This window comes from Stenotrophomonas sp. 93052_Sma (assembly GCF_056481145.1).
This window is the reverse complement of the sequence record NZ_CM151134.1, coordinates 2588601-2609404: the sequence shown is the minus strand read 5'-3', so window position 1 is coordinate 2609404 and position 20804 is coordinate 2588601. Positions and strand designations below refer to the sequence as shown.

Genomic DNA, 20804 nt, shown 5'->3' with positions numbered 1-20804 from the left:
CGAGCTGCCACGTTCAGCCGCGGGGCTGGTGCCTGAACGGCTGCCGCGCCTCCATGCAATCTCCACAGTGGCTCCAAGAAACGTCCATCCGCGGCTTCCAGACTGCGGTTTCGGCGGTCGCACTGGGCGACTGCACGCAGCCGGGCGTTTCGATGAGCAACCGCAGGACCTGGATCATTGCCGCTACGGTGGCCACATTGGCCGCCGGCGCTGGTTGGTGGGCGTTTGCCGGCGCCGATGATGCCGCGCTGATCACCGCGCCGGCAAGGGTGGCAGACCTGGAGAAGACCGTACAGGCGGTCGGCCGGGTCCATCCCAAGGAGCTGGTGGCGGTGGGTGCGCAGGTGTCCGGCCAAGTCAAGCGCCTGCATGTGGTGCTGGGCCAGCGCGTACAGGCCGGTGACCTGATCGCCGAGGTCGATTCGCAGCCGCAGCGTATCGCGCTGCGCAGTGCCGAGGCGGCCACCAACACGCTGCGCGCCCAGCATGCCGCCAGCCAGGCCCGCTATGCGCAGGCCAGTCGTGCTTACCAGCGGCAGTCGCAGCTGGTGGCATCGCGGCTGGTGTCACAGGAAGGTTTCGAAGCCGCGCGCGTGGCACGTGATGCGGCGCGTTCGGAGGTGGCCGCGCTGCAGGCGCAGATCGACCAGGCCGTGACCCAAGTCGAAACCGCACGGATCAACCTGGGCTATACCCGCATTGTGTCGCCCAGCGATGGCTACATCGTGGCCATTGTCACCAAGGCCGGGCAGACGTTGAACTCGATGCAGACCACGCCGACCATCGTGATGCTGGCGCAGATGGATACGATGACCGTGCGCGCCGAGATCGCCGAGGCCGACGTCGAGCTGGTGGCACCGGGACAACCGCTGTGGTTCTCGACACTGGGGCCGAGCGGCCGCCGCTATGAATCCCACCTGCAGCAGCTGGAACCGGCGCCGTCCTCGATCGCCGACGTCGCCACCGGCAATGCGGGTGGCTCTGCGCAGACGCCGAAGGCGGTGTACTACGCCGGCCTGTTCGACGTGGCCAATCCCGGCCTGAAGCTGAAGCCCTCGATGACGGTGAAGGTGACCCTGCAGCTGGCGCGGGTCGCCAACGCGCTGCAGGTGCCATTGACGGCGCTGGCCGATTCGGATGGCAAGGACGGCAGCCGTGGAACCGTGCGCGTGGTGGACACCAAGGGCCGCCCCCAGGAGCGTGCGGTGACGACCGGCCTGCGCACCGCCACCGCCGTGCAGATCCTGTCCGGCCTGCGCGAGGGCGAGAACGTGGTGGTCGGGCAGGCGCCCAGCGGCGGCGAATCCGAACCGACCAGCCTGCTGGGGATGTGAGCATGGCCGACGCACTGCTGGAACTGCATGGCGTATCGCGCGCCTATCGCTCCGCTGCCGGCGAGGTGGTGGTGCTGAAGGACGTTTCGCTGCGCATCGATGCCGGCGAGTTCATCGCCATCATCGGCCCCTCGGGCTCGGGCAAGTCCACGTTGATGAACATCCTTGGCTGCCTGGACCGGCCGACCGAGGGCAGCTATCGGGTGAACGGCGAGGCCACCGAGCAGATGGCGCCGGACGCGCTGGCACGTCTGCGCCGCGAGCATTTCGGCTTCATCTTCCAGCGCTACAACCTGATGGAGAACCTGAGTGCCACCGAGAACGTGGCGCTACCAGCGGTCTACGCGGGCGTGGACGCAGAGACGCGCAATGCGCGCGCACGCAGGCTGCTGGAAACGCTGGGGCTGGGCGAACGCATCGCGAACCGGCCGAGCCAGCTGTCCGGCGGCCAGCAGCAGCGCGTGTCCATTGCCCGTTCGCTGATGAACGGCGGCGCGATCGTGCTGGCCGATGAACCCACCGGCGCGCTCGATCACGCCAGTGGCCAGCAGGTGATGGCCGAGCTGAAGCGCCTGCATGCACAGGGCCACACGGTGATCCTGGTGACACACGATGCGGCGATTGCCGCCAACGCGGCGCGGATGATCGAGATCGCCGACGGCCGGGTGGTGACCGACCGCGGCGAGCGCGGATCGCGTGCTGTGGCTGAAACACCCGGGACAGAACGCGGCGTGTCGCCGGTCACCGAGCGCCGCGCACGCATGGATGCGATTCGCGAAGCCGCGCGGATGGCCGTGCGCTCGATGCTGGCCCATCGCCTGCGCACGCTGCTGACCATGCTCGGCATCATCATCGGCGTAGCGGCCGTGGTGACCGTGGTTGCGCTGGGCAAGGGTGCACAGGCGCAGGTTGAATCACAGATCAACGAACTGGGCGCCAGTACGCTGGAGATCTTCCCGGGCTCGGATTTCGGTGACCCGCGCTCGGCGGAGATCGAGACGCTGGTGGTGGGCGATGCGGACCATCTTGCGGCGTTGAGTTACGTGGACAGCGTAAGCCCGAACCTGAGCGGATCGGTGGCAGCGCTGCAGGGCAACCGGCGTGCCAACACCCAGGTGCTGGGCGTAGGCGCCGACATGCCGCGCGTGCGTGGGCTGCGGCTGAAGGCCGGCCGCTTCTTCACCGACGCCGAAGTGGATGCGCACCGCGCCGTGGGCGTGGTCGACCAGAAGGCGGCCAAGGCGCTGTTCAGCGGCAGCCCGATCGGCAGCACGGTGCTGCTGGGCGGCATGCCGGTGGAGGTGATCGGTGTGGTCGGGGCCAATGCGTTCGCTGGCGGTGCAACCCCGACGGTCTACGTGCCGTATACCTCGGCGGCCTCGCGGCTGCTGGGCAGCGAGCGCCTGGAGAGCATCACGGTGCGCGTGCGCGACAACGTGCCCACCAACGCCGCCGAAGCCTCGCTGGGAGCCGAGCTGGAGCGGTTGCATGGCCGTCGTGACTTCTTCATCTACAACGCCGACCAGATCCGCAAGGCGGTGATGAAGTCCAGCCAGACCATGGCAGCGCTGGTCTCCGCCATTGCCGCCGTGGCGCTGGTGGTCGGCGGGGTGGGGGTGATGAACATCATGCTGGTCTCGGTGAAGGAGCGCGTGCGCGAGATCGGCGTGCGGCTGGCGGTGGGCGCGCGGCAGGGCGACATCCTGCGCCAGTTCCTGATCGAGGCCGTGCTGATCTGCCTGTTCGGTGGCGTGCTGGGGGTGCTGTTCGCGTTCGGCGTGGGTGCGCTGTCCAGCCTGCTGTCGCTGGGTGTGCCGTTCCTTTTCACGGCGGGCCCGGTGCTTGCCGCGCTGGCGTGCTCGTCTGCGATCGGGCTTGGCTTCGGCTACTTCCCGGCGCGCAGCGCGGCACAACTGGATCCGATCCAGGCGCTGGCAGCGGAGTAGGCGCAGGCCCGGTGCAGGCATTTGTGGAGCCGAAGGCAACGGCAGGAGCCGTTGCCTTTGGCTCCACAGGAGCAGCCTCAGGATGAGGGGCGCGGATGCGTGCGCACGCGTGCACGCTCGTGATACAGACGGCTGTCGGCGCGCTGCAGGGTGTCGGCCACCGTCTCGCCGGGTGCGTGGTGGGTCGCGCCCAGCGAGAAGGGTGTGGGTGACTGCCCGGCATGCTGCGCATACCACTGCTCCAGCGCGGCCAGCCGTCCCGGTTCCGGTGCAGTCAGCACCACCATGAACTCGTCGCCACCCATACGCACTACGCTTTCCATTGACCCCAGTGGAGCGCGCAGGAAGGCGGCGAACTCGACCAGCACCGTGTCACCCCGTGCATGGCCCTGGGTGTCGTTGATCTGCTTGAAATGATCCAGATCGAACATCAGGCAGGCCCAAGGCTGGTCGATCAGTTCGTCCAGGCGGGGCAGGAAGCGGCGGTTGTAGCTCTGGGTGAGGGGATCCTTGAAGGACATCTCGCGCAACTGCTGTTCCTGCATCCGCAGTGCGGTGACGTCCTGCGCATGGCCGAGCACGTAGGGTGGGGTGGCGTCGTTGTCGAGCACGTTGTGATACGCCCAGAAATGCCGGGTACCATCGGCGGCGATCAGCTCGATGACGCCGGCATCGGTGTGGTTGACTGCGATGCGTTCCAGATACGCCTTGAACGCGACCTGCTTCTCCGGCGGCATCAGGTCGCACAAGCTGCGCCCGATCATGTAGCTCTCATCGAAGCCCAGTGACTGCACAGCCGCTGGGTTCACCGAGGTCAGCACGCCCTCCAGCGTGTGGGTGCAGATCAGGCCAAGGCTGTAGTGGAACAGCCGCCGGTAGCGGGTTTCGCTTGCTTCCAGTGCATCCAGCGCGGCGCGCTCCTCAGTGATGTCCTGTATGGCCCCGACCAGCCGCGGCCGGCCATCGACCTGCTGCCGGCCTCCAACCACGCGGGTCCAGATGGCTCGTCCGTCGGCGGTGGTCATCGGCAGCTGCACCTCCCACGACGTGCCTTCATCGATGCAACGCTGCACCGCCGTGCGGATGATGTTTCGGCTGTCCTCGCGATAGAACGAGAGCGCAGTTTCGAGCGTCGGTTCGAAGTTGCTGCGCACGCCGTGGATCTGCTTGGTTTCGCGGGTCCAGCGGACCTCGTTGCTGACCAGGTCCATTTCCCAGCCACCCACCCGGGCCGCGCGGTTCGTGCGCTCCAGGAAGTCCTCGCTGCGCTTCAGCTCACGATGCAGGGCCTTGGCCTGGCCGACCTGGGCCATCAGCGTGCTGCGCTGCTCCAGCACCTGGGTGGTGACCCGGGCCAGATGCACCATCAATTCGCGCTGCGAGGGAGACAGAACGCCCGGCATCGGGTCGAGCAGGCACAGCGTTCCTATGCGCGCACCATGCGCCGAGCCCAGCGAGATGCCCGCGTAGTGACGGATGCGCGGACCACCGGTGACCAGCGGATTGGTGGCGAATCGCGGGTCCTGGCGCGCGTCCGGAATCTCGAGCAGCGCGTCCTGCTGGATGGCATGCGTGCAGAAGGAAATCTCGCGTGCGGTTTCGCTGACGCCTTCCAGCCCGATGTTGGCCTTGAACCACTGGCGCTCGTCGGCCACCACCGAGATCAACGCCATGGACATGCCGGTCGCGGCGCGGGCGGCGGCGACGATGGCATCGAACACCGGCTCCGGGGGCGTATCCAAAAGGTGCAGTCGTTCGATTTCGAGCAGTCGTTCGGCTTCGTCCATGGCGCTTTTCAGGGCTGGGTGGCGAGGGCGGTTGCGGCGGCTGTCTGGCGCTAAGCTAGTGCACGCGCCGTTATGTATCGCCACGGCGGGGTGATGCGGATGTGAGGTGGGCGCGCCGGCTCAGTGCTGTTGCAGCGATGCCTGCAAGGCGGTGGCCAGAGCGGCGTCTCCGGATACCAGGTCCTGCCAGCGCAGTGTGATGCCTTTGCGCCGCCCCTTCTCAACCAGCTTGAGGCCCTCAGGGGCCACGGTGAGAGTGTAGGGTTGGCCGTCGATGTGCAGTTCGCGGCGCAATGGTTTGTCGAGCGGGGTCATCATCGTTTCCTCGCTGGGGCGGAAGCGCGACGTGGCTGGATCGATACGTGACGGTGATCACGGATGTGCCAACGCCAGGGGAAATCAACAGCGCGGGTGATGCCGATGCGGGGCCCAACCACTGGATCCTCCGGCGGCGGCACGCCATCGCTGGCGATGACAATGCCGTGGTTGCCGGTCACCAGATCAGCGCCGTCGAAGCTGCGGTCCAGCCCGAAGGCCTGCGAGAGCTTGCCGGGCCCGCTGGCCAGATCGTGGTCGCGGCGCGCGGCGGGGCGCAGTTCGCGCATGCGCTCCAGGCCCAGCAGCGGCTCGATGGCCCGCAGCAGCACCGCCACGCCTTCACCCACTTCGCCGCAGACAACGTTGCTGCCCCAGTGCATGCCGTAAGTGAAGTAGACATACAGGTGGCCGGCCTCGCCGAACATGCTGGCCGTGCGCGGCGTCTGCCCGCGATAGGAGTGCGCGGCCGGATCGACGCTGCCCGCGTACGCTTCGACTTCAACGATGCGGCCGGCTCGGCCATCGTCGCGGACCAGGAGTTTGTTGAGCAGCTCGGGCGCAACCTCGACGGGCGGGCGCCGGTAGAAGCTGCGCGGGAGGATCTGAAGAGCGGCGGGCAACCAATCCGGCACGGTAGAGGCAGGCTCGGGTGAAAGGCCGTGGCACTGTGGCACCAAACAGGTGAAACGGGCGCAGACGCAGTGTCATTCCTGCGCAGGCGGAACGGCCAGTGCGGCGCGGCGGGAGGCATAGACCTCGGGTGTCTGCGGCTTGATGAACAGTGCCACAAGTTCCGGATACTCACGCTTCACGGCTGATTCGATGCGGGTGATGCACGCCTCGATCTGCGGTGTCTTCCGGTCATCCTCGAACTCGGCGCTGAGCATGGCCACGACCTGTTCGGGGCCCATCTGCATGGTGGTCACGCCATTTGCGCGGCGCAGGTCCGGGTCGGTTTCCGCCACGGCCATGATCCGCTCGGCCACCGCCGGATGGGCTGGCTCACCCACCAGCAGTCCCTTGGTTTCGCGTGCAAGAAGAAAGGCGGTGGCGGCAAGCACGCCGGCGATGCACAGCGACGCCACACCATCAAGCACCGGCATGTCCAGCATCTGGGCAGCCACGAGCCCGATCAGTGCGAAACCCAGGCCCAGCAGGGCCGCGCTATCCTCCAGCAGCACGGTGAAGGTGGACGGGTCCTTGCTGCGACGGAAGGCTTCGAAGTAGCCCAGTTTGCCCTTGGTACGCCGGAACTCCCGTAACGCGACCCACCATGACGCCCCCTCGAACAGGATGGAGATGCCCAGCACGCTGTAGCTCAACGCGTGGTTGGTAGCCGGCTCCGGCCGGTGGATGTGCTGGATGCCCTCGTAGGCCGAAACACCGGCGCCGGCGGCGAACACCAGCAGGGCGACGATGAAGCTCCAGAAGTACAGCTCACGGCCATAGCCGAACGGATGCACGGGGTCTGGCGCCTTGCCGGCGCGGCGCAGACCGTACAGCAACAGGAGTTCATTCAACGTGTCGACCAGCGAATGCACGCCCTCACTGAGCATGGCCGAGCTGCCGGAGATGCCGGCAGCAATGAACTTTGCGATGGCAATGGCCAGGTTGCCCGCGAGGGCGGCGTAGATGACCAGACGGGAACCGGTGGGGGCAGACATCAAGGCAAGGGGGAGGGCAGGTGGATGCCTGATCTTGCGGACGGGCATGTCCCCGAGATGTGCACGTGTCCGATGTGCCGGGGCCGTGCAGGCGCCCAACTGCCGCTGCGATCAAGCCGGTTAGGAGGCAGGAATGCAGACGCCAGGCCCTACGCTGGGGTCAGTCCTCGTGGCCAACCGTGTTCGAAGCGACGTTGACTATTCTCCGTAACCTGAAGAGACTTCGATGAATCACAAATTTTCCTGGTCCGCCCTCCTCAGTCTGTTGCTCTGCGCCAGCGTCGCGCGGATCTCCAACACCCTCCTGCTCGCTGCGGGTGGCAAATTTTTCGTAGCGGCAAGCGCAGGCCCGATCGCAAGCTGGGGACGCCCTGGATACGGGCTGCTGATCGTCATCGGGTTCCTCGCGCTGGCGACCTGGTACTTCGGCGAGCGCGCGAAGGCCGTGCATAAGGCTCTGCCCGCCCGTTTCTTCATCTGATACCACCGTTTTTGCCCGGGGTGCCGGCCAGCGGCCGGCACTACCGTTCAATCCGCCATCACACGACCAATCGCATCGGCCAGCAGCGCCCGCACGCGTTCCGGAGGCAGGTCGGGATCGCGCACGGCGCGCATCGCCAGACCTTCCACCAGCAGTCGCAGCAGCAGGGTCCGGCTGGCAATCCGCTCTTCGTCCACGCCGCGGCCCAGATTGACGTCACGCTGGCGCAGCCAGGCATGGATCGCGGCACTGGTCTGTTTGTCATGGGTACGCAGCACCTCGGCCAGCATCGGGTCGCGATGCGCCTCGGCGTTGATTTCCGCATACAGCGCCACGCTGGCAATGGCATTGCCGTGGATCGGCAGCACCTCGCCGCGTGCCCATTGCTGGTAGCACTCCAGCAGCCCATCAATCAGATCGGACGCCACCGGCATCTCGCTGATCGAGGCCTGGTCGTGGCGCAGCTGGCGCTCGATCAGGGCCAGGATCAGGGCGCGCTTGTTGGCGAAATAGCGGTACATCAGCCCCTGGCTGATCTCGGCCTCGGCAGCGATATCGCCGATCGAACCGGCATGGAAACCACGGGTGATGAAGCACTTCTGGGCAGCATCGAGGATGCGCCGGCGCTGGGCTTCGGCATGGGCGGCGGCAGGGGCGTCAGCGGGTGCAGCTACGGCGGTTTTCGGCGTCATTGCATGAAGTCGGGGCGTCCAGAGGCGGGATAGTACGTCACAAAAGGTGTGAATGAACGGTCATTCATTTGTAATTGCCGCCTCCCAGACTGCGCCGGCCTTCTCCTTCCGCGAATGAGTCCGATGCGCTACGCCCTGCTGCACCGCCCGCTGCTCACCCTCGCCATTGCCGCCGCACTGCCGGCGCTGGCCCATGCCGAAGACAGTCCCAGCGCCGACGCCGAGGCATCCGCCGATGCCGCGCGCACCGTGGTCTCCCTTGACCAGGTGATGGTGACTGCGCAGAAACGCGCCACCAACCTGCAGGAAACCCCGATCTCGGTATCGGTGGTCGATGCCGAAGCGCTGAAGGACCGCAGCGCGATCTCGCTGGGCAGCCTGTCCGATGGCTCCATCCCATCGTTGCGGGTCACGCCGTTCGCTACCCGCAGCTCGGCGTTGAACATCGGCATCCGTGGCATCGGCGCCTCCGGCGACGCCAACCAGCCGGCCCGCGATGCCGGCGTCGGCATCTACGTCGATGGGGTGTTCATGGGCCGCGCACAGGGCCTGGGCAGCATGCTCTACGACGTGGAACGCATCGAAGTGCTGAAGGGCCCGCAGGGCACGCTGTTCGGCCGCAACACCGAAGGCGGCGCGGTGAGCATCGTGACCAAGGCGCCCACCGGTGAATTCGGCGGCAGCGTCAGCGCCGGCGTGTCCAATTTCAGCGGCTACAACAGTGCGCTGCACCTGGACCTGCCCAAGGTGGGGGACGTCAGCTTCAAGATCGATGCCGTGCAGGCCAAGCGCGGCGGCACCACCGACAATCCGATGCGCGGCGAGCGGGACTTCAACAGCTACGACAAGCGAGGCGCTCGCCTGAGTGCGCTGTGGCAGCCGAGCGATGACTTCTCTTTGTTGTACGCGTTCGATCGCTCCTATGACGCCACCACGCCGTACCACACCCAGGTGCTGGTGCCGGGCGCCTATCTCAGCCCCCTGCAGAAGGCCGGTGCCAGCCTGGATCGCCGCGACAGCGCCATCCTCGGCGGTCCGCAGGAAGACAACATCGGCCGCACCAGTGGCCATCTGTTGAACCTGTCGTGGGTGTTGAATGACAACCTGGAGCTGAAGTCGATCAGTTCTTACCGTGAACTCACCCAGGGCCAGTTCGACATGGGCTTGGTCGATGCGATTTCCGCCTATGGTGGCGCAGGGACGCCGTTCGGTCGTTACAGCCTGGCGCAGGTCTACCAGCACCAGTACAGCCAGGAGTTCCAGCTGATCGGCAACACCTCGCAGGTGCAGTTCCTTGGCGGTGCGTTCTACTACCACGAGACTGCCGGTGACAATGCGCAGACCCCGAACATGCTGGTCTGGGGGCCGGGTGGCAACAGCTACACCGTGAATCCGGCGACCAACCCGCTGGATCTCTCGCGGGTACGCATCGACCGCGCCAGCAAGGCCTGGACCGACAGCCTGGGCGTGTTCGGCCAGGCCACGTGGACCCCGGAGGCACTGCAGCGCCTGCACCTGACTGCCGGCGGCCGCTACACCCGCGATGACAAGAAGGGCAGCCTGTACATCGTCAACGGCGCGGCGACGAATCTCGCCTTCAAGGACCGCTGGAGCCGCTTCGACCCGATGGTCAACATTGCCTACGACCTCGGCGAGCACGCAATGGTCTATGCCAGGTACAGCACCGGCTTCAAGGCCGGCGGTGCCAATTCGCGTTCGACCAACTACACCGCGTTCGGTCCGGAAGAAGTGATCGCCTATGAGCTGGGCTTCAAATCGCAGTTCTGGGACAACCGCGCGCCTGAACCTGGCCGTGTTCGATTCGACCATCGCGCACAAGCAGATGGACTTCTCGCTGCCGTTCGACCCGAACAGCGGCGAAACACGCACCACCATGGTCACCACCAATGCGCTGAGCGATGGCAAGTCGCGCGGCGCGGAGCTGGAGTTCAATGTGATGCCGATCGAAAACCTCACCCTCGGCCTCAACTACGCCTATACGAAGATCGACGCGCAGACCGCGACCGACCCGTTTGGCGCAGGGGTGCAGGTGACCGTGCAGCCGCTGCTGGCGCCGAAGAACGCGGGCAGCCTGTCGATCGACTATCTGGTGCCATTCGCCAACTTCTCGGCGCTGAAATTCCACGTGGACGGCAACTGGTCCGATGGCTACTACACCAGCGAGTACGACCAGATGCTGACCGACAGCTCGTTCGTGGTGAACGCACGGGTGGCGCTGGTGGATGTGCCGGTCAACAGCACTGGCACCACCATGTCGTTCTCGTTGTGGGCACGCAACCTGCTCGATGAGCAGCACCTGTTCTACAAGATCAACAGCGCGGCTCTGGGCCAGAGCGGCATCTTCAACGACCCGCGTACCTTCGGCCTGGAAATGGCCGTCAACTTCTGATTCGAACGGAGAATTCCATGAAGCACCGCTCTACCGAACTTGTACTGGCCGTGATGCTCAGCCTGCCGATGGCTGCGACGGCTGCTGCCGCTGATGCGCCGCAGGTCGCCGCCGCGAAGCCGACGGCTGTTGCGAACGTGAAGCCCGTCGCTACCGATGCGCAGCGCGTGATCCCGCTGCAGGGCGCCTGGAACGTGCGTACCTTCGCCGGCCTGCAGGGCCGCCACGGTCCGATTCCGGCCGATGCGTTCGTGCGCACCGCAGACCTCGGCCGCCTCACCGATGCCGACCGTGATGCCCTGGCCGCGGCCGGCGTGAAGCTGGATATCGACCTGCGTACTGCCGATGAAGAGGCGCAGTCGCCGGACCTGCTGGCCAGGGATGATCGCTTTGCTTACCAGCGCATTTCGCTGATGGGTACCGAGAAGATGGACCTGCAGAAAATGATGACCAGCTTCCCGGATTCGCTGGGCGAAGCCTATGTGCAGTGGCTGGGCCACAGCCAGCCGCAGTTCAAGCAGGTGTTCCAGCGCATTGCCGCACAGCAGGATGGCGCGGTGCTGTTCCATTGCACTGCAGGCAAGGACCGCACCGGCATCATCGCCGGCCTGCTGCTGGACTTGGCGGGTGTGCCGAAGGCAGAGATCGTGCACAACTACGCAATCTCCGCGCACTACCTGGAAGGGCTGCCGAAGGACAGCGCGATGAACGCGCAGATCATGGCGCTGGTCAAGCAGAACCCCGAGATCGCCCGCAAGATGGCCGGTATGGCCGGTACCGCACCGGACAACATGGAGCAGTTCCTGGCGGCACTGCACAGCCAGTATGGTGGTGCGGAAGGGTACCTGAAGTCGATCGGAGTGAGCGAGCAGGAGATCCAGCAGCTGAAGGCGCGGCTGGGGCAGGCAGGCTGAGGACTGCCAGGCTGAAGGCAGGTGCCGGACAGCGGCGGCACCTGCCGTGCATCATCACGGCCGCAGCGGCGCAACCAGGATGGCGGCGTCGAGCACCGGGAATGTCTGCGGTGCCTGGCCGGACGATGCGACCAGGCGGATCTCCAGCGTGGTCGTTCCCTTATCGGCGGCATTCAGTGTCTGCAGGGCCCCCAGCTTCTGCGGCAGCGGCACCGCGAACGTGGTTGGGTGGCTGTGATCCATCCCGGCCATGGTCGGCCCGAAGAACGATACAGTGCCTGCGTAGTACGGACTGTCGGCCGCCACGGAGGCGGTTCCCGCCGGTGCGTTGATCAGCACGTCGAACTCGCGCGTATTGTTCAAACCGCGTGGTCGCTCCAGGGTCACTTCGGCAATCAACTGGCGCGGGCCCGATGTGGTCAGGTGCGCGCACCGCCTCATTGGGGACAGCCACGCGGACGGCGCCATCGGAGCGTGTGCCGCGCACCAGCCGCACCGCGCCGGCAGCTGCGGGCAGCGTGACCGCCTCCAGCATGTCGTTGCGGCGCGCGTAGACGTAGTCGTAGTCGAAGGCCGTGGTGGAGAAGAACGCACTGGCCGGACGCTCGCCAACGGGCTTGCCCTGTGCATCGACGAAGAACCGGAACGGTTCGTTCATGAACTGACGCCGCTGGTCGACGTTGATGGGCATGATCGGCTTGCCGCGGGATTGCTGCAGCTGGTTCCACACATCCCACAGGCGGTCCATGTTGGCGTGGTGCAGGTAGAAGATCGGATCGAGTGGTGACAGGAAGTTGGTCATGTTGCCGTAGGGGCCGGGATCGACCCCGCCGACGCCACCGATGCAGTTGTGCACCTTGTTGTGCGGGAATCCTTCCAGTACCGAGAATTTCGTGGCGCCGTCAGGCTGCACCACGTGCGAGGCCGTACGCGAGCTGGTGAAGCTGCGGCTGACATCGTCGTTGTAGAACTCGACCGGCGACAGCCCCGCGTGGATGGTGTCGGGAGACACGGCCGAAGCGGTCTTTGCATCGAAGCCGGGATTCTCGCGCCAGAGGTAGCGGGCGCCGCAGGTGATCGCATAGGCCGCATTGCCCGAGATGCCGGTCTTTTCCGCGACGCTGTAGCCGGTCACATCGTTCCAGACATCGTCTGCAGTGAGGTAGCCGCGGAACTTGAGCTGGCCGCGCTGGCCTGCATCCAGCGTATCCCAGTAGCGCTGCAGCGCCGGGCGCATGAATCGGGTGAAGACCGCCAGGTTGCGCGTATACGGCGCATAGGCGCCGTCAGTGGGCGTCAATACGCCGTCGAACATCGCTGGGGGAATCCGTGGCAGCTCGGTCCAGTCCCAGTAGGGCATGGCGAACTGCGGATCACCACTGAGCGTGCGGATGGTCTGTTCGAAGTAGCCGACATAGCCCCGGTGCCAGACGTAGAACCACCAGTTGCCGTGCGGGCAGTCCATCAGGTGCACGAAGGCGTTGCGGAACCAGTTGCGTGGATCGTCTGCCGGCAATGCCAGCATGGCCTTGATGCCGCGTGCATAGCTGGCCAGCATGCGCTGGCCTTCGGGGCTGGTGACGTTGTAGCGGTGGTAGCGTGCCTGCGCGGCCTTTCCGGCCGGTGCGGCGCCGCTGGCCCAGGCCCCGGGTGCTACCAGTGACGCCAATGAAGCGCTGGCGGTGGTGGCAAGAAAATCACGACGTGTGTAGCGCATAGCCTTCCCCTGGTGATTGGTTGAACCGCGTTGGGTTACAAATCACTGGCAGGGCCGGCGGCAGCGTGGCGGCCGGCCCGACGGGGACATCCAGCCCCGCCGCTTCCACCGGCAGGTGCAACGATGGCCGGGGTGGAAGCGGCGGTAGTATAGGCATGGCAAACAGAGCTGATCTGCGAAGCAGGCCACAGTCGCAGGCGCGTACACATCTGCCCGGCTGAAGCTGTTCACCGTCGTCGTTGCGGCGTTGTCGATCAGCCAGGCATGGCCTGGCTCTACGGGTCGGGTTTCACCCTTGCCACCCGTTTCCGGTACTCGTACACGTTGTCACCGCGTATGCGCTTTTCCTCGGTGCCGGTGACCCGGCCCACCTGCTGGTCCGAACCGGTCACGGGCTGCGCCTCGATTTCGGTCTCGTGCTCGAAGGAATGCGATTTGTCGGTGTTGCGGTAATAGCGGTACAACGCCCAGTACAGCGCGGTTGCGCCGGCCGGACCTGCCGCCAACAGCCAGAGGCCACTGTCGTCGCTCATGTCGATGCCACCAGGAAGGCAATTGCGAGGGCTTCAATGACGGTGCCGGTGGCAAGGGCCGCCAGCAGCATCTTCCATTGCTGCACGGGCACGCTGCCCATGGTTTCGCCGGTACGGCCATTCACCGCGATGTAGTGCAGCATGCCGCCGTTCTTGCCAGGCTGATGGTACGAGTACAGCCAGACCGGCAGGTACATCGACACCCAGCGGGTGCCATGCACCTCCAGCTGTTCCTGCTCCCAGCGCACGCCGCGGTTGTAGCGCTTCACCGAGCCTTCCACCTGTGCGCGGGCAATCGACAGCAGCTGGTCTTCCAGCCGCGGCCGCAGCTTTTCCACATCCAGGTTGCGCTTCTCCGAAGTGAAGCCGGCCAGGTAGGAGGCATTCCATTTCACCGCGTTCTTGGTATCGAACGGCAGGATGGTGTTGATGATGTTGTTGGTGTTGGCGCGGGTATCCAGGTTGCCGCGCTCGGCCGAGGATTCCAGCGGAAGATCGTCGACGGTGAAATCGACCTGGCGTTCGACCTGGTAGACATCGGCGTCGTAGAGGGTGCGCTTGTTCTTCTCGCTGCCGACCGTGTACTCACGGGTCTTGATCTCGCCCTTGCCAGCCACCGCAGCGCTGACATTGCTGTCGACGATCATGTAGGGCAGGAACACGCCCACCACGTTTTCAGGGGTGAACTGGTCCTTGAACGCTTTCAGCGCGAACATCCGGCGCTTGTCGACGAACTGGCGGATGCGCGCGACCGCATCGTCCTTCTTTATATGGAAGGGCAGCACCGCATCGGGTACCGCGCCGTTGGCGATCTGCTCGTTGACGCCGAAGACGTGGCGGCACCAGTGGCAGCGCGCCGTCATCGTGCTTTCGGTGTTGACCGTGACTTCTGCGCCACAGCCCGTGCACTTGAAGGTCATCAACGCCGAGGTGTCGGCATCGATGTCGCGTGCGCCGGAGGCGATGACGGTGCCGCGCAGCTGGTCGATGGCCTCGCCCAGCCCGAACTCCTCCTCGACGCGTGCGCCATGCCATTCGTGACGGCAGTACAGGCAGACCAGGATATCGGTACCGGCCTTGGGCCGGATGTCGGTGGCGCCGCACTTCGGGCAGCGGTTGAGGCCGTCCTTCAGCTCGCTGGCCGAAGTATCGATGGCCACAGGATCGGCCGCTTCCACTTCATCGCGGATGGCCTGTGGCAGTTTCGAGGTGTCCAGCGGGAAGCTGCCGGGCAGGGGAGGGACGTCCTGCGGCGAACCGGGCCCATCCAACGACGCCGCCGGCAAGGGCGGCGGCGTCGCGGGCGCGGATCCGGGCAGCGGCGGTGGGCCGTTTCGGGGATCGGACATGTTCGTTGTGCGTCCTGCTGTTACAGGCCCAGTGCCTTGGCTTTCAGGGCGTCATAGTCGCCCTGGGTGATCAGGCCCAGGTCCAGCATTTCCTTGGCCTTCTTCAGCTTGGCGACCGGGTCATCCGCGGCCGGGGTGACCGGCTGCTGCATGCCACCCACACCGAACATGCCCGAGGCCATGCCGACACCGACCAGGCCCGCCGCACCGCCGTTCTCGCCGGCCGACTGGATGCCCTGGGCGACGCTGGCCTGCAGGTTGGAATTGCCGCGCGAACCGGACAGCGCATCGGCGCGCTGCACGGTCTTCAGCAGTTCGCGGGTGTTGGCGTCGTACTCGATCGAGACGATGGCGGTCTTGACGATGGCCAGGCCGCGGTCGGACTTCCACTGGTAACCCTGCTCGACGGCGGCCGACAGGCTCTGCGCGAAGCCCAGCGAGTCCTGCTGCAGCTTGGTGATGCGGTTGCCCTTGCCCGGATCGTTGGTATACAGGCTGAAGGCCGGGGCCAGCGAACCGACCACTTCATTGAACAGCTGGCTGGCAGCGGCGTTGTCCAGATCGGTGAAGTCGAACACCTGGCCCGGCCGCAGGTAGCTGGCCGGTACGAAATTCTTCACGAACAGGATCGGGTCGACGATCTTCAGCGTGTACGAGCCGCGGGTGATCGCACCGACCTGGGTATTGAGGAAACCGTCGTCCCAGTAGATTTCCGACTGGGTGCCGAAGCGGTTGTCCGGCAGCTCCTTCAGCGAGACGAAGTAGGCCGCCTGCTGCGCGCCCGGCTGGCCACCGAACTTGAAGCGCTCCCAGCTCTGCTTGATGAAGGTGCTGACCAGGCCGTCGCCGGCGAAGATCGACTGCGAGTTCAGGTCGTCCGAACGCCATTCGTAACCACCCGGTTCGGCGACGAATGCGGTGATCGCGCCGTCCTGGAACAGCAGCAGGCCGTAACCTTCGGGCACGATGATTTTCGAGCCGTTGGTGATGATGTTGGACGAGCCGCTGGTGTTGGAGCCGCGGCCGGCATTGGTGCCCTGCGGCACCGCAGCGAACAGGGCCGCCGTGGACGGCAGGCCCGCCGGCACGGTGTAGAAGTCCTTCCACTGGTCGGCCAGCACACCGCCAACCGCACCCTTCACCGCCTGTACCAGACCCATGACCAACTCCCTGTGATTCGAGGGCAGGCACCATGCCTGCCGAGCTGGACTGAATATAGCAGTGGCCGGGGGCGGCTGTGGTGCCGGTGGGTGAATGGGCACCGTGGAACCTCTGTAATAGTCCGTTCGTTGATTCCGCGGCCGACTCCGGGCCTAATCGGCGGAGGGGCAATGACGTCCCAGCCGACGCCGTGTCGGGTCTAGCCAAGGAGAGGAGACATGATGTCGAACAGTGATTCCGCAGAGCGCCGCATCCAGTACTACGCGTTGTTCGAACCCACAGAAGTGCTTGAGGATGGGCGGTGGAACCCGGAGGCGCAGGTTCTTGTCGACGCGATTCCAGTGCCAACTGCTGAAGCTCTGGCGGGGGTGGAAGGGATGCCGAGATCCATTGACTTTCTGTTGGGTAGCGTGCCTGCCGGTAGTGTCCCGGTGCAGTGGCAAAGTGATGCGGCATGGCATCTCATCACGCTCACTGGCACGCCGACCGAAGATGCGATTCCGATGTCCACGGCTGTCCTCGGTCCGAACGCTGAAGGGCAAGATCTGACCTTATTCCTGACGATCCAGAACATGTCCTCGCACGACGTTTCCATCACCGGAAAGATCGGAACGTTTCTTGCTGGAAAAGAAGCAGCACCTGGCACCATCGAAGAACTGCTTGATCGGATCGACGCAGAGTCAATTCATGGTGTTGCGATTTACGACGTGGGGCAGGCAAGCTTCAGTGCACTAGTCGATGAGCTGGAGCACCCGCACCTGTTTTTTGACATCGGTCGTCCACTCGGATTCAACGCATATACAAGACCGATGCTTCCAGCATTCGACCCGCTGGTATTCGCTCCCAGTGATACATATCCGCAACCAATCATCCTTTCCCATCTGGACCAGGATCATTGGCTGTTCGCTGTACAGTCCGGAGCTGCTGTTTGGGATCCGGCAGCAGGATACTGGAAGACGACTCCAATCTATCGCCAAGCGGCTCTTGAACGCGTATGGGTTGTAAGGCTTCCGCTTGGAATTCTCTACGGAGGCAGCCATATTCATTTCCTGCTGGAGCTGCACAGCCTCGGCATTCTGCTCGTCTGGCCGGAAGCATGCGCATCCATTCAATCGGGCGACATTTCCATCTGGCAGTGCACTCCTTCAGTTGGCGCGCCGGCCACACAGCGATACATGAAAAACAACACGTCGCTGGCACTCAGGGTTGATTCTGCGCATTCCGCCGCCGTGCTGTGTGGTGATGCGGACTACGGCTCATTCGCCCCAGGAGTTTTCGTTGGTGTAACTGCTGTAGTCGCTCCACACCACGGCGGATGCATCCAGTTCGGAGCGACACCAAATGTGCGGGGCCCAGGTCGCATGGTCCTCTCGACATATGAGAATGCCTACCCGAGCGTGCCCCATGACCAAACCATCGCCGATGCGATGAACAACGGATGGTTCGTAACTCGCACGGATGCAAGACATAGCTGTGGCCGATGCGGCGAGGTTCATGGCCACAAGTACATTCCACTCGCTGGAACCCAGCCAGAATGTGGATGTGGAGTTGTCACTTCTGCGCAGATCTGCCTGCCGCACGTGCAATAGGACTCCAGCTGGCTACAACATGTACGGAATCTTGAACGCCAACGTGAAGTCCGGCGCATCCGGGGTCAACCCGATGCCCAGCAGCGTTACCAGCGTGGTGTGTTGGTTCAACGCATAGGTCACGCCCAGGTTGAGTGATGCCGCATTGGCATCACTGCCGATCACCTTCATCCACTTGCCGCCCTGGAAGCGGGTGGAAGCGCGTGCGCTGATGCGGTCACTGAAGGACAGGCTCAGGCTGGTCCGCTCGTTGAATGCGAAGGCCACGCCTGCGCCGAAGTACACCGAGCCGCCCAGCTTCACATCGCCCGGGTTCACCGTGTCCGGATTACTGTCGATGTCGTTGAACCCGCGCGGGATGGAGTGCACGTAGCCGATGTTGGCAAACAGGATGGCCGGGTCGGCGGTCTTCACCATCGACAGGCCCAGGTTGGCCTGCCATACGCCATTGCCAGTGGGTTGCTCGCGCGGCACGGCGAAGCGGATGTAGTCGTCGTCATCGCGCTCGATCACCTTCCAGTCCAGGCCGTAGGGTGCGCGCCCGGTGGGGGCGGTGACGCCGGCGGTAAGCACGGTCTCAGGGCGCCAGCCGCGTTCGCCGAACAACCGGTAGTTCGCACTGAGCCCGATATCACCCAGGCCGTTGCCGTTGGTCTCTTCCTGTGCAATGGCGGCCGCTGCTCCGCCGGCGCCGCCCTTCTGGTATACGGTGCGCCGGGCCAGGTAGGGCACGTCCAGGTTGAGCGTCAGGTTCGGGCTGACACCCCAGCGGGCCGCCACGTTGTAGGTCAGCGAGTCGGACTCCACGTTCTCGATGGCGATATTGCCGAGGAAAATGGCGTCCAGCGCGAGGAAGCCGTTGAGGGTGAGCTGCTTGCGGTCGTAGCGGGCGTAGGTGAGGCTGTTCTCGATGGTGAAGCGGCGGGAGAACAGGGCCGATTGCTGTTGCTTCACGTCGTCCACGCTGCGCCGCGACTCCTGCTTGGCCTGTTGCGCCTCGGTGGCGGTACTGGCGTAGCCCTCGCTGCTCGGTGGGACCGCGGCGGCCGCCGCCTGCGCCAATGGCGCGGCCGATGGGGCTGTGACCGGGCCAACCCGCCCGCTCAAGCGCGCCTGCATGGCCTGGACCTGCATGTCCAGTTCGCGCAACCGCCGCACTTCCTGTGCGTAGTTGGCCTTCAGCTGTTCCAGCTGGTTGGCCAGCGCCTGCACGTCAGCGCCATCGTCGGACGTCGGCGGTGCGGCAAGAGCGGTGCCCGCCAGCGCCGCCAGCGCCAACGGGGTGATCCTCATCAGGGTGTGCATGTTGGTGTCCTGCGTTGTGGAGCGTTTCCCCCAATGCCAGGCCCTGTTACTGGCCTGGCCCCATGCCGCGGTTCAACGCAATCGCCTGGGCCACGTTCTGGCTCAACGGCAGGTTGCTGCCCACGGCGTTGCGCACCAGCTCCAGCCGCAGCTGGTTACTGGCGATCTGGCCGTCACCGGCGAGGGCGATACCCTGGCCGACGCTGCCGTTGCGAATCCACTGCTGCACCAGCCCCTGGCCATCCACCTGCAGCAGCAGGCGTGCCTGGTTGCCTTCCAGCACGGCGGTCGCGCTGGCGCCGGCCTGCTGCGCGGTGACGTTGCCTGCGTCATCAGAGAGAACGGCTGGCACGCCACCCTCGCGGACGGTCAGCGTGGTGAGGTTGCGCGCGACATTGTCATCGCCGGCCACCTGCACGCTCTGCACCAGGCCGCTGGTGTTGGCCAGGCCGCTGCTGTCGATGCTGCGTCCGTGGGTATCGGGCAGCGGCGCATCGGCTGCCGTGACATGCACGCTGGGCTGGAAGCTCAGCTTCGGCGCGCCACCACCACGGAAGTCCATGCCCAGGGTGAGGCTGCCCTGCAGCGTCGCGCCGTTGCTGGCCTGCCACTGCGACACCATGGTGACCCCGAACCAGGCAACGTTGTTGCCACCCACGGTGTAGCGCCCCCGCATCAAGCTCAGTTCCGGGTCCGGAATTTCCTTCAGGCCGCGACCGGGAGCGCCCTCTGCCGCCTGCAGGGGCAGGGAAGGGAAGGCCAGCAGCAGAGCCATCATCATCGGTTGGCGGAACATGGTCGAACCTCCTTCAGAACAGGTCGGCGTGGCTGAAGCCGAAGTCGACCAGTTCGGCATCGGTGATCGGCCCTTGCCGCGCGTAGAGCGCGCGGGCGCTTGGCCGTTCGCTGGGTTGCAGAAGAGCGGTGTTGCGATCGAAGTCGCTGCCGATCACCACGAAGACCGCGCGATGGCCAGGCGGCCAGGAACTCCGGAAGGGCCAGGCTGCGGTTGCCCAGGATCGGGTCGGCCACTTCCACGATGCCGTTGCGCACCTGCTTGAGCACCACGAAATGGCGGAAACCGCGCACGTCCATCAACACCAGTCCTGGCACGCGAAGGGTGCGCAGTCGTGTTTCATCGATGCGGTAGCCCCGACCGCGCATGCCCAGCGATTCCACGTAGCGCTTGATGTCGAGCAGCGAGAAGCCGCGCTCGGCTACCAGAGCGGGATCGGAGACCACCATCATTCCCTCGATCACCGTTGCCTCGTCGGTATCAAGGTGGTAGGCGTGGCGCAGGATGGTGGCCAGCGCGGCGGCCCCGCAGCTGTAATCGGTGTGCTGCCGCACCACGTTGCGGTAGCGCCGCTCCTGCATGCTCTCCACCTTCTGCTGCAGCAACGCGCCATTGGGCAATACGCCGCTGAAGCGCACCTCGCCCGCCCACGCGGAGGCGGTACCCAGCAGCAACAGCATCGCCAGCAGGCGCATCGAGAGGCGGCAACGGATCATCACGTTCTCCGGCAGCAGGGGGGAGCCCCTGTCCCAAGGGGGAGGAGGAACAGGGGCTCCCGGGGACCCGGCCATTGGCGGACGGCCGGGGT

Annotated in this window: 18 protein-coding genes and 1 pseudogene; 7 read left to right on the top strand and 12 right to left on the bottom strand. The window is 65.2% G+C overall.

Annotated features, from left to right (window positions below):
* Positions 1-152: 152 nt before the first annotated feature.
* Both ACZK2V_RS12215 and ACZK2V_RS12210 read left to right on the top strand, forming a co-directional pair.
* Positions 153-1334, top strand: a complete 1182-nt coding sequence (locus ACZK2V_RS12215; RefSeq protein ID WP_486322389.1) for an efflux RND transporter periplasmic adaptor subunit — start codon at positions 153-155, stop codon at positions 1332-1334.
* Between the two features lie 2 nt (positions 1335-1336).
* Positions 1337-3280: a MacB family efflux pump subunit gene (locus tag ACZK2V_RS12210; protein WP_486322388.1), complete on the top strand. Its 1944-nt coding sequence runs from the start codon at positions 1337-1339 to the stop codon at positions 3278-3280.
* Between the two features lie 77 nt (positions 3281-3357).
* Here ACZK2V_RS12210 and ACZK2V_RS12205 read toward each other — a convergent pair whose 3' ends face one another.
* The 4 genes from ACZK2V_RS12205 to ACZK2V_RS12190 all read right to left on the bottom strand — a co-directional run bounded on the left by ACZK2V_RS12205 (position 3358) and on the right by ACZK2V_RS12190 (position 7049).
* Positions 3358-5067, bottom strand: a complete 1710-nt coding sequence (locus ACZK2V_RS12205; protein WP_486322387.1) for a sensor domain-containing diguanylate cyclase — start codon at positions 5065-5067, stop codon at positions 3358-3360.
* Positions 5068-5187: 120 nt separating this feature from the next.
* Positions 5188-5382 (bottom strand): hypothetical protein, encoded by a 195-nt coding sequence (locus tag ACZK2V_RS12200; protein ID WP_005413550.1) that lies wholly within the window; start codon positions 5380-5382, stop codon positions 5188-5190.
* On the bottom strand, positions 5382-6017 hold the full coding sequence (locus tag ACZK2V_RS12195; protein WP_049422207.1) for a DNA-3-methyladenine glycosylase: 636 nt from the start codon (positions 6015-6017) through the stop codon (positions 5382-5384). The genes ACZK2V_RS12200 and ACZK2V_RS12195 overlap by 1 nt, the downstream gene beginning before the upstream one ends.
* 72 nt (positions 6018-6089) lie before the next feature.
* Positions 6090-7049, bottom strand: coding sequence for a cation diffusion facilitator family transporter (locus tag ACZK2V_RS12190; RefSeq protein ID WP_049422208.1), 960 nt, complete (start codon positions 7047-7049; stop codon positions 6090-6092).
* A 226-nt stretch (positions 7050-7275) separates the two neighbouring features.
* Here ACZK2V_RS12190 and ACZK2V_RS12185 point away from each other — a divergent pair, with 226 nt between their 5' ends.
* Positions 7276-7530 carry a hypothetical protein gene (locus ACZK2V_RS12185; protein WP_032127210.1) on the top strand — a complete coding sequence of 85 codons (255 nt, stop codon included), beginning with the start codon at positions 7276-7278 and terminating at the stop codon, positions 7528-7530.
* A 47-nt stretch (positions 7531-7577) separates the two neighbouring features.
* Here the strand turns inward: ACZK2V_RS12185 and ACZK2V_RS12180 are convergent, their stop codons facing one another.
* Complete coding sequence (locus ACZK2V_RS12180) at positions 7578-8222, bottom strand: TetR/AcrR family transcriptional regulator (RefSeq protein ID WP_049422209.1); 645 nt, start codon at positions 8220-8222, stop codon at positions 7578-7580.
* A gap of 123 nt (positions 8223-8345) precedes the next feature.
* On the opposite strand from ACZK2V_RS12180, the gene ACZK2V_RS12175 reads away from it, so the two are divergent.
* From ACZK2V_RS12175 to ACZK2V_RS12165, 3 genes are read left to right on the top strand one after another with little or no spacing between them, the layout of a single operon-like run.
* Positions 8346-10532: a TonB-dependent receptor gene (locus tag ACZK2V_RS12175; RefSeq protein ID WP_486322386.1), complete on the top strand. Its 2187-nt coding sequence runs from the start codon at positions 8346-8348 to the stop codon at positions 10530-10532.
* Positions 10495-10632 (top strand): hypothetical protein, encoded by a 138-nt coding sequence (locus ACZK2V_RS12170; protein WP_486322385.1) that lies wholly within the window; start codon positions 10495-10497, stop codon positions 10630-10632. The genes ACZK2V_RS12175 and ACZK2V_RS12170 overlap by 38 nt, the downstream gene beginning before the upstream one ends.
* A gap of 17 nt (positions 10633-10649) precedes the next feature.
* Positions 10650-11546 carry a tyrosine-protein phosphatase gene (locus tag ACZK2V_RS12165; protein ID WP_486322384.1) on the top strand — a complete coding sequence of 299 codons (897 nt, stop codon included), beginning with the start codon at positions 10650-10652 and terminating at the stop codon, positions 11544-11546.
* A gap of 160 nt (positions 11547-11706) precedes the next feature.
* On the opposite strand, the gene ACZK2V_RS12160 is transcribed toward ACZK2V_RS12165, so the two are convergent.
* The 4 genes from ACZK2V_RS12160 to ACZK2V_RS12145 all read right to left on the bottom strand — a co-directional run bounded on the left by ACZK2V_RS12160 (position 11707) and on the right by ACZK2V_RS12145 (position 16305).
* Complete coding sequence (locus ACZK2V_RS12160; protein WP_486322383.1) at positions 11707-13263, bottom strand: tyrosinase family protein; 1557 nt, start codon at positions 13261-13263, stop codon at positions 11707-11709.
* Between the two features lie 275 nt (positions 13264-13538).
* Entirely contained in the window at positions 13539-13796 is a 258-nt protein-coding gene (locus tag ACZK2V_RS12155; RefSeq protein WP_071228322.1) for a hypothetical protein, read from the bottom strand.
* Entirely contained in the window at positions 13793-15145 is a 1353-nt protein-coding gene (locus tag ACZK2V_RS12150; protein ID WP_201116157.1) for a TFIIB-type zinc ribbon-containing protein, read from the bottom strand. The genes ACZK2V_RS12155 and ACZK2V_RS12150 overlap by 4 nt, the downstream gene beginning before the upstream one ends.
* A gap of 20 nt (positions 15146-15165) precedes the next feature.
* Positions 15166-16305 (bottom strand): SPFH domain-containing protein, encoded by a 1140-nt coding sequence (locus ACZK2V_RS12145; RefSeq protein ID WP_197577931.1) that lies wholly within the window; start codon positions 16303-16305, stop codon positions 15166-15168.
* A gap of 219 nt (positions 16306-16524) precedes the next feature.
* Between ACZK2V_RS12145 and ACZK2V_RS12140 the strand changes: the two genes are divergently transcribed.
* Positions 16525-17895, top strand: a complete 1371-nt coding sequence (locus tag ACZK2V_RS12140) for a ComEC/Rec2 family competence protein (protein WP_154352639.1) — start codon at positions 16525-16527, stop codon at positions 17893-17895.
* Between the two features lie 12 nt (positions 17896-17907).
* Here the strand turns inward: ACZK2V_RS12140 and ACZK2V_RS12135 are convergent, their stop codons facing one another.
* From ACZK2V_RS12135 to ACZK2V_RS12125, 3 genes and pseudogenes are all read right to left on the bottom strand, one after another.
* Complete coding sequence (locus ACZK2V_RS12135) at positions 17908-19200, bottom strand: transporter (protein WP_201116154.1); 1293 nt, start codon at positions 19198-19200, stop codon at positions 17908-17910.
* 46 nt (positions 19201-19246) lie between these two features.
* Entirely contained in the window at positions 19247-19996 is a 750-nt protein-coding gene (locus ACZK2V_RS12130) for a hypothetical protein (protein ID WP_049422217.1), read from the bottom strand.
* Positions 19997-20009: 13 nt separating this feature from the next.
* Positions 20010-20712, bottom strand: a pseudogene (locus ACZK2V_RS12125) (C39 family peptidase).
* Between the last annotated feature and the right edge of the window lie 92 nt (positions 20713-20804).